14 protein-coding genes are annotated in these 13,600 nt (G+C 71.5%); 3 read left to right on the top strand and 11 right to left on the bottom strand.

Annotated features, from left to right (window positions below):
• Nucleotides 1-12: 12 nt before the first annotated feature.
• A complete protein-coding gene (locus tag OC490_RS14260) occupies nt 13-498 on the bottom strand; it encodes a CGNR zinc finger domain-containing protein (protein WP_262058283.1) in 486 nt (161 codons plus the stop codon).
• Between the two features lie 64 nt (nt 499-562).
• On the opposite strand from OC490_RS14260, the gene OC490_RS14255 reads away from it, so the two are divergent.
• On the top strand, nt 563-1,243 hold the full coding sequence (locus OC490_RS14255; RefSeq protein WP_262058282.1) for a hypothetical protein: 681 nt from the start codon (nt 563-565) through the stop codon (nt 1,241-1,243).
• Between the two features lie 23 nt (nt 1,244-1,266).
• On the opposite strand, the gene OC490_RS14250 is transcribed toward OC490_RS14255, so the two are convergent.
• The 5 genes from OC490_RS14250 to OC490_RS14230 all read right to left on the bottom strand — a co-directional run bounded on the left by OC490_RS14250 (nt 1,267) and on the right by OC490_RS14230 (nt 6,505).
• Nucleotides 1,267-2,406, bottom strand: coding sequence for a glycosyltransferase family 4 protein (locus tag OC490_RS14250; RefSeq protein ID WP_262058281.1), 1,140 nt, complete (start codon nt 2,404-2,406; stop codon nt 1,267-1,269).
• 227 nt (nt 2,407-2,633) lie between these two features.
• Nucleotides 2,634-4,352 carry a DNA repair protein RecN gene (gene recN / locus OC490_RS14245; protein WP_262058630.1) on the bottom strand — a complete coding sequence of 573 codons (1,719 nt, stop codon included), beginning with the start codon at nt 4,350-4,352 and terminating at the stop codon, nt 2,634-2,636.
• Nucleotides 4,353-4,479: 127 nt separating this feature from the next.
• The gene (locus tag OC490_RS14240; protein ID WP_026179466.1) at nt 4,480-5,385 is read right to left on the bottom strand and encodes an NAD kinase; all 906 of its coding nucleotides are present in this window, start codon (nt 5,383-5,385) and stop codon (nt 4,480-4,482) included.
• A complete protein-coding gene (locus tag OC490_RS14235; protein ID WP_262058280.1) occupies nt 5,382-6,197 on the bottom strand; it encodes a TlyA family RNA methyltransferase in 816 nt (271 codons plus the stop codon). Before OC490_RS14235 ends, OC490_RS14240 begins: the two co-directional genes overlap by 4 nt.
• 14 nt (nt 6,198-6,211) lie before the next feature.
• Nucleotides 6,212-6,505: a hypothetical protein gene (locus OC490_RS14230; RefSeq protein WP_262058279.1), complete on the bottom strand. Its 294-nt coding sequence runs from the start codon at nt 6,503-6,505 to the stop codon at nt 6,212-6,214.
• Nucleotides 6,506-6,547: 42 nt separating this feature from the next.
• Between OC490_RS14230 and OC490_RS14225 the strand changes: the two genes are divergently transcribed.
• Nucleotides 6,548-6,895, top strand: a complete 348-nt coding sequence (locus OC490_RS14225) for an SCP2 sterol-binding domain-containing protein (protein WP_262058278.1) — start codon at nt 6,548-6,550, stop codon at nt 6,893-6,895.
• Between the two features lie 5 nt (nt 6,896-6,900).
• Here the strand turns inward: OC490_RS14225 and OC490_RS14220 are convergent, their stop codons facing one another.
• Genes OC490_RS14220 through OC490_RS14205 form a run of 4 tightly spaced genes read right to left on the bottom strand, consistent with a single transcriptional unit; the run spans nt 6,901 to nt 11,024 of the window.
• Nucleotides 6,901-7,806 (bottom strand): ABC transporter ATP-binding protein, encoded by a 906-nt coding sequence (locus OC490_RS14220; protein WP_262058277.1) that lies wholly within the window; start codon nt 7,804-7,806, stop codon nt 6,901-6,903.
• Nucleotides 7,803-8,897, bottom strand: a complete 1,095-nt coding sequence (locus OC490_RS14215; protein ID WP_262058276.1) for a FecCD family ABC transporter permease — start codon at nt 8,895-8,897, stop codon at nt 7,803-7,805. The genes OC490_RS14220 and OC490_RS14215 overlap by 4 nt, the downstream gene beginning before the upstream one ends.
• The gene (locus tag OC490_RS14210; protein WP_262058275.1) at nt 8,894-9,937 is read right to left on the bottom strand and encodes a FecCD family ABC transporter permease; all 1,044 of its coding nucleotides are present in this window, start codon (nt 9,935-9,937) and stop codon (nt 8,894-8,896) included. The genes OC490_RS14215 and OC490_RS14210 overlap by 4 nt, the downstream gene beginning before the upstream one ends.
• Nucleotides 9,938-9,995: 58 nt before the next feature.
• Nucleotides 9,996-11,024 carry an HAD hydrolase-like protein gene (locus tag OC490_RS14205; RefSeq protein WP_262058274.1) on the bottom strand — a complete coding sequence of 343 codons (1,029 nt, stop codon included), beginning with the start codon at nt 11,022-11,024 and terminating at the stop codon, nt 9,996-9,998.
• A gap of 72 nt (nt 11,025-11,096) precedes the next feature.
• On the opposite strand from OC490_RS14205, the gene OC490_RS14200 reads away from it, so the two are divergent.
• On the top strand, nt 11,097-12,389 hold the full coding sequence (locus OC490_RS14200) for a DUF1015 domain-containing protein (protein ID WP_262058273.1): 1,293 nt from the start codon (nt 11,097-11,099) through the stop codon (nt 12,387-12,389).
• Between the two features lie 77 nt (nt 12,390-12,466).
• On the opposite strand, the gene OC490_RS14195 is transcribed toward OC490_RS14200, so the two are convergent.
• Nucleotides 12,467-13,306 carry a tetratricopeptide repeat protein gene (locus OC490_RS14195; RefSeq protein WP_262058629.1) on the bottom strand — a complete coding sequence of 280 codons (840 nt, stop codon included), beginning with the start codon at nt 13,304-13,306 and terminating at the stop codon, nt 12,467-12,469.
• Nucleotides 13,307-13,600: the final 294 nt, after the last annotated feature.

The raw sequence follows: 13,600 nt of genomic DNA, 5'->3' as shown, positions 1-13,600 counted from the left end.
GTCCGTGGGCCGCTACGAGTTCTTCGCCGCCCGGGCCCGATGGGCCGCGACCGTCGTCCGACTCGCGCACGCGTTGGAGCAGAACCGGCGTGTCCGGTTCCGTGACTGGTCCACGAAGTAGTTTCCGCATCCGGCCGCGGCGCAGCGCCCCAGCGTCACCGCCGGATCCCCGGCCGCGACCAGGGCGAGCTGGGCCGCGATCAGCTGACCGGCCCAGCGCTCGGCCGGAGTGCCGTTGCGGCTGAAGTGGATGTGCCAGCCGCCGTCGTGGTCGGACAGGTGCATCTCGGGCGGATAGTCGCGCAGCAGGCGCTGCACGGCCCCGGGAGCGGCACCGTCGACCGACTGCGCCAGGGCGGTGCGCACGAGGTCCGGCAGCTCGCCGTAGTCGCCGCCCGGCGGCGAAGTGACCCCGTGTTCCGTGAAGAACGCGGCGACCAGTTCGCCGTGCTCGTCGAGGGTCCCGGTATTGGCCAGCTCGACGGCCAGCCGCGTCACATTCCCAATGTAGTCACCGTAAAGCACTTGACCGCCTACATCGCCGCTTCCTAATGTAGGCGTCATGCTACCCGATGACACCTACACGGCCCGCCGCCTGTTTCTGCTCGGGGAATGGGACGCCGCGCTCGCCGTCCTGGGCCCGGACGCCGAACCCGAACTGCGCGCGGAGATCGCCGTAGACCGCTGGTTCTTCCGCATCGAGGGTCACGAGGAGGCCGAGAAAGCGGTCGAGGCGCTCGATCCCGCGTCGCCGACCCGGCACCTGCTCACGGGCCGACTGGCCTACAGCCGCCTGCTGTTCCGGCACGACCCCCGCGCGGACGACCGCGCCACGGCCGAGGCCGGCTACCGCGCGGCGGCCGAGAGCGGCGACGAGAAGCAGCGCGCCTGGGCCGAGTACCACTGGGCCGTCCTGCTGGACAACATCGACGAGGACCCGGCCGGCGCCGTCCCGCGCTACGAGACGGCACTCAAGGTCGCGACGGAGTCCGGCGACGGCTACTTCGAGTCCTACATCATCCGCCATCTCGCACCGCACAAGGAGCCCGCCGAGCGGATCGCGATGCTGCGCCGCTCACTCCACCTGCGCGCCGCGCTCGGCGCCCGGCCCCAGACCGTCGCCTCGCAGGCCCTCCTCGCCGAAAACCTCCCCGAGAACGACCCGGAGCGCGCCGAGTTGCTGCGCACCTTCCGTCCGGGTGCGGAAGAACTCCGCATCGGCTGGCTGCTGTCGAAGGACTGATCCGCCGGGCCCGTACGCCCGTCTCAGGTCAGCGGCAGGGGCTGGGTCAACTCGTCGTAGACGCTGAGGACTTGGGCGACGGTCTCGTCCTCGGTGGGCCAGGTGGACGCCTGTCGGACGCCCTTCTCCCGGAGCAGTTCCCGGCGTTCGGGGTCGCGCAGCAGACGGGTGACCGCGTCGGAGAGGGCCTTGGCGTCGCCGTAGGGCACGAGTTCGGCGGCGTCGCCGACGAGTTCGGGGATGCCGCCGACGGCGGTCGCGATCAGCGGGACGCGGGCGTGGAGGGCCTCCTGCGCGATCACCGAGCGGGACTCCCAGCTGCTGGGCAGGAGCGCGAGGTCGGCGGCGGCGAGCAGTTCACCCACGTCGTCGCGGCGCCCGACGAGCCGGACCGGCAGTTCCTCGTCCTCGATCCGCCGCTGCAACTCGGCCCGCAGCGGCCCCTCCCCCGCGATCACGAGCAGCGGTGCCGGATCGAGACGGCACCAGCCGCGCGAGGCGTCCAGGAGGGTGTCGTAGCCGCGCTGCCGGTCGAGCGAACCGACGGCGACGAGCAACGGGCGGTCGGCGGTGCCGAGTTCGGCGCGGAGCTTGGGGCGCAGCCGGTCGGGGTCCCCGTGCTCGACGGCGGCCCGGCGCGGCCCCGGCAGCGCGACGGCGGCGAGCCGTGCGTCACGAGCTCCCGTCCGGCGCGCCCTGTCGACGAGATCGGACGTGGCTCCCAGCACCACGACGGCGGCCTTCACGACCCGCCGCTCCAGCAGCCGCAGCAGATGGGCGCGCGCCCCTTCGGCATGGGCGCGGTCGTGCCAGGTGACCACGAGAGGCGTACGACGGCCGCTGAGCGCGAGGACGGCGCGGAAGGAGGCGTGCAGTCCGTGCGCGTGCACCAGGTCGGCGTCCGCGCAGGCCGCCCGCAGCGCGGCCACGGAGGACGGATCGCTGCTGCGCGGCACGTGCACGTGTTCGGCGCCGGCGCCCGTGAAGTCGTAGGTGTGATCGGCCTCGACGGGGGCGCACACCGTGACCCGCACGCCCCGAGCGACAAGCCCGGAGGCCAGAGAGCGCACATGCGCGCTGCTGGCGGCGTTGCCCCCGCCGAGCACCTGCACGGTGCGCAGCGGCGACTGGCCGTGCGGTGAGTGGCTGCTCACGGGGGTCACGTGGCCGGGGCTCCTGGTTCGGCGACGGGCGGTCACGAAGAAAGTACAGAAGGATCGTGCGGTGGGGGTGTACCGCACGCTTCCTACGCGTTCCAACTCAAGGATGCCAGTACGTACGGGTGTTCCGGCAACGCGGAAAAGCCCGGAGGCCGTACGGGAGGGCAACACGGGTGGGGATGTCACCCGTACGAGTGAGGAGTGCGCGCCTCCTGAACGACGAGCCCGCGCTAGCCGTCCGCCCGTGCCGTCGCCAGCAGCTCCTCCGCGTGGGCCCGGGCCGTCTCCGAGTCCTCCTGGCCTGCCAGCATCCGGGACAACTCCCGTACCCGTTCCTCGCCTTCGAGGACCTTCACGCCGGAGCGCGTGACGGACCCGTCGTTGGTCTTCTCCACCAGCAGCTGCCGGTCGGCAAAGGCCGCCACCTGGGGCAGATGCGTCACGACCACGACCTGCGCGGTCTTCGCGAGCTTCGCGAGCCGCCGCCCGATCTCGACCGCCGCCTTGCCGCCGACACCGGCGTCGACCTCGTCGAAGAGATACGTCGGCACGGGATCGGTCCCCGCGAACACGACCTCGACGGCCAGCATCACGCGCGACAGCTCACCGCCGGACGCGCCCTTGGCGATGGGCCGCGGCGGAGCACCGGGATGCGGGGCGAGCAGCAGCTCGACCTCGTCGACGCCCGACGGCCCGTAGGAGACCGAACGCCCCCCGACCTCCACGCCCTCCGGGTCCTCGGTCTGCCGGATCTCGAACGACACGCGCGCGTGCGGCATCGCGAGGGAGGCGAGTTCGGCGGTGACGGCCGCGGCGAACCGCTCGGCGGCCTCCGTCCGGGCGTCGGTCAACGCCTGGGCCAGCCCGCCCAGTTCACCCCGCAGCGCGTCCCGCTCGGCGGTCAGCTCGTCGATCCGCTCGTCGTCGCCGTCGAGTTCGGTGAGCCGCGCGGCCCCCTGCTCGGCGTACGCGAGCACGGCCGCGATGTCCTGGCCGTACTTCCGCGTGAGCGCGTTGAGGGCGGCCCGCCGCTCCTCCACGGCGGCCAGCCGCAGCGGATCGGCGTCCAGGTCGTCGGCGTAGCCCGCCAGCTCCCCCGCCACATCGCCCAGCAGGATGCCGATCTCACTGATCCGGTCGGTGAGCGAGGCCAGCGCCGAGTCGTGCGACCGCACGGCCTCCAGGGCCCGCTGCGCACCCGCTACGAGGGTCGCGGCGTCGATGCCCTCGGGATCCTCGGGGTTGCCGGCGAGCGCGGCGTGGGCGACCGTCGCGGCGGACGCCAGCGCCTCGGCATGCCCGAGCCGCTCGGCCTCGGCGGCGAGTTCCACGTCCTCCCCGGCACGCGGCTCCACGCCCGCGATCTCGTCGAGCCCGTACCGCAGCATGTCGGCTTCCTGGGCCCGCTCCCGCGCGCGCGTGGTGATCTCGTCCAGCTCGACGGCGACGGCCCGCAGCCGCCGGTACGCCTCCGCGTACTTGGCCAGCGGCCCGGTGACGGCGTCCCCGGCGTACCGGTCGAGCGCCTGCCGCTGCCGGGACTGCTTCAGCAGCCCCTGCTGATCGGTCTGCCCGTGCACGGCGACCAGCTCGTCGGCCAACTCCGCGAGCACCCCCACCGGCACGGACCGCCCGCCCAGGTGCGCCCGGGAGCGCCCTTCGGCGGAAACGGTACGGCTGATGAGCAGCGTCCCGTCCTCCAGCTCGGCCCCGGCCTCCTCGGCGCGCAGCACGGCGGAGCCGCCCGGAGGGACGGAGATCCGCCCCTCCACGACCGCGTTCTTCGCCCCGATCCGCACCAGCGCCGGGTCCGCCCGCCCACCGAGCAACAACCCGAGACTGGTGACGACCATGGTCTTGCCCGCGCCCGTCTCACCCGTGACAGCGGTGAACCCCGGCGACAACTCGACGACAGCGTCGTCGATGACTCCGAGCGACCGTATCCGCATCTCTTCCAGCACGGTGAAGACCTTACGAGGTAGGGCGGGAGAAGCGCGAGGCACCCTGTCACCCACGCGAGGGAAGCGCCCCACAGGGGCGCGAGGAACTGCGCGCTCAACCCCCACCGGCCCGCAGCTAGTGAGGAGCCCCCCGCCACCCCGAAACAGGCAGAGCGAACTTCGCAACAAGCCGATCCGTGAACGACGCGTGGTGCAACCGAGCCAGCCGCACAGGCACAGCCCCCCTACGCACCTCAACCCGAGCCCCAGCAGGCAACTCGACAGTCCGCCGCCCGTCACACCACAACACCCCCGGGGGGATGTGCGGCAACACCTCAACGGCAAGGACAGAGTCCGGCGAGGTCACCAACGGTTTCGCGAACAGCGCATGCGCACTGATCGGCACCATCAGCAACGCCTCCACCTCGGGCCACACCACAGGCCCACCGGCGGAGAAGGCATACGCGGTCGACCCGGTGGGCGTCGCACAAACGATCCCATCGCATCCGAACCCCGTCACCGGGCGCCCGTCGATCTCCAGCACGACTTCCAACAACTTCTCGGCGCCGGCCTTCTGCACCGCCGCCTCGTTCAGCGCCCAGTCCGTGTGCACGATGTTGCCGTTCTTGTGCACGACGACATCGACGGTCATCCGCTCCTCGACCTCGTAGGCCCGGGTGACCACCCGGTCCACGACCTTGTCCAGATCGTCCCGCTCGGCCTCCGCGAGGAACCCCACGCTGCCGAGGTTGACGCCGAGCATCGGCACCCCGGACGCCCGCGCGAACTCCGCGCCGCGCAGCAGCGTGCCGTCGCCGCCGAGGACGATGAGCAGTTCGCAGCCCTCAAGGCACTGCGGGGTGGCCTCGGTGACTGTCTCCACCTCGTCGGGCAGCGGCAGGTCGCGTGCCTCGTACTCCAGGACGCGCACTCCGATACCGGACTGGAGCAGCCCCTTGACGACCAGTTCGGCACTCCGGATCGCCGCGGGGCGACCCGTGTGCGCGAGGAGGAAAACAGTACGAGCTCGGTTCTGTGTCAACGCGGCCCCTCCGCCACTGCACGGTCAACATCGGCCGGGTCGAGTTCGGGTGCGCCGGCCCGCAGCCACAGAAAGTACTCGACGTTCCCGGACGGCCCGGGCAGCGGGCTGGCGGTCACACCCTCCACCCCGAGCCCCAACTCGGCCGCCCGCCGGGCGACTCCGCGCACGGCCTCGGCCCGTAGTTCCGGGCTGCGTACTACACCGCCGCTCCCCAGCCGTTCCTTCCCCACCTCGAACTGCGGCTTGACCATCATCACCAGGTCCGCGTCCGGCTTCGTGCACCGCGCCAGGGCGGGCAGCACCAGTCCGAGCGGGATGAAGGACAGATCCCCCACGACAAGATCCACAGGCTCCCCATCGATCGCTTCAAGCGTCAACTCGCGTACGTTCGTACGGTCCTTGACGGTGACGCGTTCATCGCTCTGCAGAGACCACGCGAGTTGTCCGTACCCGACGTCGACCGCCACGACCTGCGCGGCACCCGCCCGCAGCAGCACATCGGTGAAGCCTCCGGTGGACGCGCCGGCGTCCAGCGCCCGCCGTCCCTCGACCACGAGCCCCTGGGGCCCGAAGACCTCCAGGGCGCCCGCGAGCTTGTGGCCACCGCGCGACACGTAGTCGGGGTCGTCGTCATCCGCCACGACGACGATGGCCGCCGCCGTCTCCACCTGGGTGGCGGGCTTGGTCGCGACGGTCTTGCCGACGGTGACCCGGCCTGCGGCGATCAGCTGGCTCGCGTGCTCCCGCGAGCGCGCGAGCTTCCGCCGCACCAGTTCGGCGTCGAGACGGCGGCGTGCCACTCCTGCCACGTTCGGTTCAGCTCCTATTGCCTATTGCCATACGTCGATGGGGGCGCCGGAGGTCCCGGGCGGGCGTCGAGCGCGGTGAGCGCGTCGCGCAGCCCCCGGTGTACATCCTCGTACACCTCGACATGTCCGTCCGTGGCGAGGTGGTCGGTGTCGGCGAGCCGCCCGAGCTGGGCGTCGACGTCGGCGTTGCCGCTCGGGGTGCGGTCCACGTTCAGCGGGGCTGGGGCGGCGGGGTCGTACGTGGGCTCCGCCTCCGGTACGGCCTCGGCCGCGGTCCCGGCCTCGGCCTCGGGAACTGAGTCGCTCATGCCCAGACGCTACCCCGAAGGCCTGGGGTACCGTCGATCACGATGGCAACGATCGAGGAGTGCCGCGCCGCACTCGAAAAGCTCTCGGACAACATGCAGAAGGCCGATGGGAATGTCCGCGCCGCCGCGGCCATGGACCGTTCGGTCAGCTGCCGGATCACCGATCTCGACGTCACCTTCGTCGGCCGGCTGACCGGCGGCCGGATCGTGGTGGACGAGACCGTGGAAGGCCTTCCGCCGGAGAAGGCCCAGATCAGGCTGACCATGGCCGGTGACGACCTGGTCGCCATGGTCAACGGTGGCCTGAACTTCGCGAAGGCCTGGGGCTCGGGCCGGGTGAAGCTGGAGGCCAACGTGTTCGACCTGTTCCGCCTCAGGAAGCTTCTGTAGTCCTTTCAGGAAGCTTCTGCAGCAGCCACTTCGTCGAGGTCGGTGCGCGCCTGCGTACGTGCCTTGCGCGCGGCCGGCACCACCAGCGGCGTCCCCGTCTCCGGGTCGTCGATGACCTGGCAGCGCAGCCCGAAGACCTCCTCCACCAGTTCCGCCGTGACGATGTCGCTCGGCGCCCCCTCCGCGATGACCGCGCCCTCTCGCAGCGCGATGAGGTGGGTGGCGTACCGGGCCGCATGGTTGAGGTCGTGCAGCACCGCGACCAGCGTGCGGCCCTGCTCCTCGTGCAGCTCGGCGCAGAGGTCGAGGACGTCGATCTGGTGCTGGATGTCCAGATAGGTGGTCGGCTCGTCGAGCAGCAGCAGGGGCGTCTGCTGGGCCAGCGCCATCGCGATCCACACGCGCTGCCGCTGCCCGCCGGAGAGTTCGTCGACGTAGCGATCGGCGAGCTCGGCGACACCGGTCTGCGCCATCGACTCCTGTACGACCCGCTCGTCCTCCTGGGACCACTGGCGCAGGATGCCCTGGTGCGGGTACCGGCCGCGGCCCACGAGGTCGCCGACAGTGATCCCGTCGGGCGCGATGGACGACTGCGGGAGGAGGCCCAGGGTGCGTGCGACCTTCTTCGCCGGCATCGACTGGATGACCTGTCCGTCGAGCAGCACCCGGCCCTCGCTCGGCTTCAGCATCCGCGACAGCGCCCGCAGCAGCGTGGACTTGCCGCACGCGTTCGGGCCGACGATCACCGTGAAGGAGTTGTCGGGTATCTCCACCGACAGCTCGCGTGCGATGACGCGCTGGTCGTAGGCGAGGGTGACGTTCTCGGCGGACAGGCGGTTCACGGTGCTCCTTCGATTGTTCAGCCCGCTGCTGAGGCCACTCTGGTGGCTCTGGCCGCTCTGGTGGCTCATATCCGGCCCGCCTTGCGCTCGGTGACCAGGAGCCACAGCAGGTAGACCCCGCCGAGGACTCCGGTGACCACGCCCACGGGCAACTGGTCGGCGCCGAACGCCCGTTGGGAGGCCCAGTCGGCGGTGACCAGCAGGGTGGCGCCCGTGCACAGCGAGGACACCAGGTTCGGGCCCGGCGAGCGGGTCAGCCGCCGGGCGAGCTGCGGCGCCGTGAGGGCGACGAAGCCGACGGGTCCTGCGGCGGCGGTCGCCGCCGCGGTGAGCAGCACGGCGGCCACCATCAGCAGCAGCCGCACGCGCTCGACGCGCACTCCGAGGGCGTACGACACGTCGTCGCCCATCTCCATCATCCGCAGCCCGCGCGCGTTGGCGAGGACCAGCGGCAGCAGTACGGCGCACAGGCCGAGCAGCGGCCAGACCTGGGTCCAGTCGCGGCCGTTGAGGGAGCCGGTCATCCACACGACCGCGCGGGCCGCGTCGACGAGGTCGGCCTTGGTGAGCAGATAGCCGTTGACCGCGGTGACGACGGCGGAGACGCCGATGCCGACCAGGACGAGGCGGTACCCGTGCACGCCCTGCTTCCAGGCGAGCAGATAGATCGCGAGCCCGGTCACCAGACCGCCGACGAGCGCCCCGAGGGTGACGGCAGTGGCGCTGCCGGAGAACAGCACGATCATGACGAGCGCCCCGGCCGTCGCCCCCTGGGAGAGGCCGAGGACGTCCGGACTGCCCAGCGGATTACGGGAGATGGACTGGAACAGCGCACCGCCGAGCCCGAGCGAGGCACCGACCAGCAGCCCGACAAGGACCCGGGGCAGCCGCAGTTCGTTGACGATGAACTCCTGGCCCGCGTTCCCGCCCCCGAACAGCGTCTTGAGGACGTCACCGGCCGGGATCGGGAAGTCGCCGGTGCCGATCAGCACGACACTCGCGGCGAGCGCGCAGAGCAGGAGTAGGACGACGACCGTGAAGGCACGGAGGTCGAGGCGGAGGGAAAGACCTCCGGTCCGTACGGCCCGCGTACGGAGGGTCCGAGTCGGTGCGGACTGCGCAGCTGGGCCGTCCCCCGCCGTCGTACGAGAGAGATTCACAGCTGAGCCGCCCTTCGGCGCCGCACGAGAAAGATGAAGACCGGACCGCCGAGAATCGCGGTCACGATGCCGACCTGCAGCTCCGCGGGCCGCGCGATCAACCGGCCGAGGACGTCGGCGCCGAGCAGCAGCACGGGCGACAGAATCGTGGCGTAGGGCAGGATCCAGCGCAGGTCGGGGCCGGTGAAGGAGCGCACCACGTGCGGCACCATCAGGCCGACGAACACGATCGGCCCGCACGCTGCGGTCGCCGCGCCGCACAGCACGGTCGCGGAGAGCATGGCGAGCGCCCGGGTCCGGTTGAGGTTGGCGCCGAGTGCGCGGGCGGTGTCGTCGCCCATCGCCACCGCGTTCAGCGGCCGGGCGAGCAGCAGCGAGACGACCGTGCCGACCGCGAGGAACGGCGCGACCTGAGTGATGGTCGAGCCGGTGGCCGAGGACAGTGAACCGACCGTCCAGAAGCGCATCTTGGAGAGCGCCGCGTCGTCCATGATCATGACGGCCTGGAGGTAGCCGTAGAGCGCGGCGCTGATCGCGGTGCCGGCGAGGGCGAGGCGTACGGGGGTGGCGCCCCGGCTGCCGCCGAGGAACCAGACCAGCGCGCCGACCACCGCCGCACCCGCGAAGGCGAACCAGACGTAGCCGCTCAGCGAGGTGACACCGAAATACGTGATGGCGGTGACGACCGCGGCCGAGGCGCCCGCGTTGATGCCGAGCAGCCCCGGGTCCGCGAGCGGGTTGCGGGTGAGCGCCTGGAGTACGGCACCGGAGAGGCCGAGGGCGGCACCGGCGAGCAGCCCGAGGACCGTACGGGAGATGCGGTCGTCGACCACGATGTCGGCGTATGTCCCCGAGTCATGGAACAGGCCGCGCCACACGTCCCCCAACGGCAACGGTTTCGCGCCGATCGCGATGCTCGCCAGGGCGACGAGCAGCAGGAGCGCCACGGAGACGAAGAGCCCAAGGACTCGTATCGCCCTGCGGGTTGGGGGCGCGGGGGCGGTCTCCGCGCGCTGTTCTGGGGGGCTGTCGACCAACACGAGGTTAGGTTAGCCTACCCTCGCATTCCGCCCGGAAGGTGAGTCCCTCTCCCCTGTTTCACAGCCCCAGTCGCGCCAGCGCCTTCTCCCCGTCGAGCGTGCAGGAGCTGTCCCCCGCCGCCGTCCAGGCCGCCGCGCAGAGCGCCCGGAGCCCGTCCAAGGGCTCGCCCTCACCGTCGAGTTCCAGCCGCTCCCGGCCCGCCTTCGCCGTCCAACCCCCGCACCGGAAGCCGTCTCCCGCCTCGCTGACCTCGGGCTGTCCGGTGAGCATGCCCCGCAGATCGGCGTCGACGTACGTCGGCCGGTGCTGCGGCGGCGCGGCAAGGAGCTGCGCGCCGTCGGTCACTCCGGTCAGGACGAGCAGCGAATCGACATCCCCGTTGAACGCCCCCTCGATGTCCGTGTCCAGCCGGTCCCCCACGACCAACGGCCGCTCGGCGCCCGTCCGCAGGATCGTCTCCTTGTGCATGGGCGGCAACGGCTTCCCCGCCACCTGGGGCTCGGCCCCGGTCGCTATCCGTACGACCTCCACCGCCGCGCCGTTGCCCGGCGCGATGCCGCGCGCACTCGGGATCGTCAGGTCGGTGTTGGACGCGAACCACGGCACCCCGCGCGCGATCGCGTAACAGGCCTCCGCGAACCGCCCCCACGCCAGGTCGGGCCCGCCGTACCCCTGCACGACCGCCACCGGATCGTCCTCGGCCGAGTCGACGGGCTCAAGCCCGCGCTCGCGCAGCGCGACCCGCAGCCCCTCCCCACCGATGACCAGCACCCGGGAGCCGGCCGGCACCTGTTCGCTGATCAGCCGGGCGACGGCCTGCGCGGAGGTGATGACGTCATCGGCCCCCGTCGGTATCCCCAGCTCGGTGAGGTGCTCGGCAACGGCATCAGGCGTCCGCAGCGCGTTGTTGGTGACGTAGGCCAGACGCATGCCGCCCGCGCGGGCGGTGGCGAGCGAGTCGACCGCGTGGGCGATCGCGTTGCCCCCCGCGTACACCACCCCGTCGAGGTCGAGCAGCGCCGTGTCGTACGCCTCGCTCAGGGCCCGGCCACTGCCCTCGGGACTCGTCCTGACGCTCTGGCTCATTCCACATCGCTCCTCGTTCGATCGCTTTCACCCGATCATCCCGCACGCCACTGACACACGTACGATGCCGGGATGAACACCGCAGGTCACCCGGAAGCAACGGAGCGCCGAGGCCTGGAACTCACCCCGTTCCGAGGCCTCCGCTACGATTCCGACCTGGTCGGCAGCCTGGCCGCCGTGACGTCCCCACCGTACGACGTCGTCGTACGCCCCGACGGTCTGCACCATCTCCAGGACTCCGACCCGCACAACATCGTCCGGCTGATCCTCCCGCAGGCCATCACCCCCAGTGCCCGCAACGAACAGGCCGCCGACACCCTGCACCGCTGGCTCTCCGAGGGAGTCCTCACCACCGATCCCGAGCCCGGTCTGTACGTCTACGAACAGCGCGACGGCAGCGGCCTGTTGCAACGCGGTGTCATCGGCGCCCTGCGCCTGACGGACCCGTCGGAGGGCGTGGTCCTGCCGCACGAGGACGTGATGCCGCACGTGATCGCGGACCGCGCGGCCCTCATGCGGGCCACCTCGGCGAACTTCGAACCCCTGCTCCTGACCTACCGCGGCAACGGCTCGGCCGCCGACACGACCACCGTCGTCGAGCACATCGCCGAGCGCCCACCGCTGCTCTCGACGACCACGGAGGACGGCTTCAGCCACCGCCTGTGGTCGGTCACCGATCCCGCCGACCTGGCCCGCATCCAGTCGGGCCTGGCCGGCCACCAGGCCCTGATCGCCGACGGCCACCACCGCTGGGCGACCTACCGACGTCTACGCGCGGAGCACCCCTCCCCCAGCCCCTGGGACTACGGCCTCGTCCTCCTCGTCGACACGGCCCGCTACCCGCTCCGCGTCCGCGCGATCCACCGCCTCCTGCACGGCGTCCCGGTCGCCGACGCCCTGGCCGCCCTCGACGGCCTGTTCCGCGTCCAGCACCTCGAAGTCCCCCTCCCGGAAGCCCTGGAGGCCCTCGCCGACGCGGCCTGCGCGGGCAATGCCTTCCTCCTCGCCGGCGACGGCTCCTTCCACCTGGTCGACCGCCCGGACCCGGACCTCCTGGCCCGTACGATCCCCGCCGACCGCCCCGCCGCCTGGCGCACCCTGGACGCCACGGTCCTGCACTCCACCCTCCTGGACCACGTCTGGCTCATCCCCGAGGATGACCCGGCCCGCATCGCGTACATCCACGACACCGCCGCCACCGTCCGCAAGGCCGAACGCGACGGCGGTACGGCCGTGTTGATGCACCCCGTCCGCGAGGAGGTCGTACGCGACCTGGCCCTCCAGGGCGTCACGATGCCCCGCAAGTCGACGTCCTTCGGCCCGAAGCCGGCGTCGGGGCTGGTGCTGCGGGCGCTGGAGCCCTGAGACTCCGGAAACACGAAAAGGGCCGGACCCCGGTGTCGGGGTCCGGCCCTTTTCGTCACTACTGACGTGCGTTGCCGTCAGTCCTTGTCGTCGTCCTTGTCGTCATCCTTGGCCTCGACCGAGACGGCGGGCGCGACTTCGTCGTCCTCGTCATCCTCGATGTCGTCGTCCTCGTCGTCGACATCCACCTCGTCGGCTACGGAGGCCTCCGCCTCGGGCTCTACCTCGTCGTCGATCTCGGAGTCGGCATCCGTGTCGACATCGACATCGGCGTCGCTCTCGTCCTCGTCCTCGTCCTCGACGAACGCGTCGACGAACTCGACACCGTCCATCTCGGCGAGCCGATCCGACGCGTCCGTGCTGCCGTCCTTGTCGGACTCCACGGCCTTGGCGAACCACTCCCGCGCCTCGTCCTCACGCCCGGCGGCGAGCAAGGCGTCGGCGTAGGCGTACCGCAGTCGCGCGGTCCACGGCTGCACGGTGTTCGATGCCAGCTCGGGGCTCTGGAGTGTGACGATGGCCGCGTCGAGCTGGTCCATGTCACGCCGGGCACCGGCCGCGACGAGCCGCATCTCGACCTGACCGGCCTTGTCGAGCTTGTGCACCTCGGGAGCGCCGGCCATCTCCAGCGCCTTCTCGGGCCGCCCGAGCCCACGCTCGCAGTCGGCCATCACGGGCCACAGGTCCACGCTGCCGGTCATCCGCCGCGCGGCCCGGAACTCGGCCAGCGCCTCGCTGTACTTCTGGTTCGCGTATGCAGCGAACCCGGCCGCCTCACGTACGGCGGCGACACGCGACGCCAGCCGCAGGGCAATCTTGGAGTAGGCGTAGGCGCCCTCGGGGTCCTCGTCGATGAGCCGGGCGACCATCACCAGGTTCTTCGACACATCCTCCGCGAGCCCCTTCGGCAGACTCATCAGTTCCTGACGTACGTCCTTGTCGATCTCCTCGCCCGTGACGTCCTCGGGGATCGGCAGCCGCTTGATCGGCTCACGGTCGCGATCACGCTCCCGCTCGTCCCGGAACCGGCCGCCACCGCGCCTGTCGTCACCCCGGCGGTCATCACGCCGGTCGTCGCGGCGGGGGTAGCTGCCACGGTCACTGCGGTCGTCATCACGCCGGAACGCGGGACGCTCACCTCGGCTGTCGTCACGCCGGAAACCACCGGGACGCCCACCGCGCTCACCACCACGGTCATCACGACGGGGACC

The organism is Streptomyces sp. STR69, from assembly GCF_024519455.1.
In the GTDB taxonomy this organism is placed as follows: domain Bacteria; phylum Actinomycetota; class Actinomycetes; order Streptomycetales; family Streptomycetaceae; genus Streptomyces.
The sequence above is the reverse complement of the archived record's forward strand: the minus strand, read 5'-3'. Positions and strand labels throughout refer to the sequence as shown.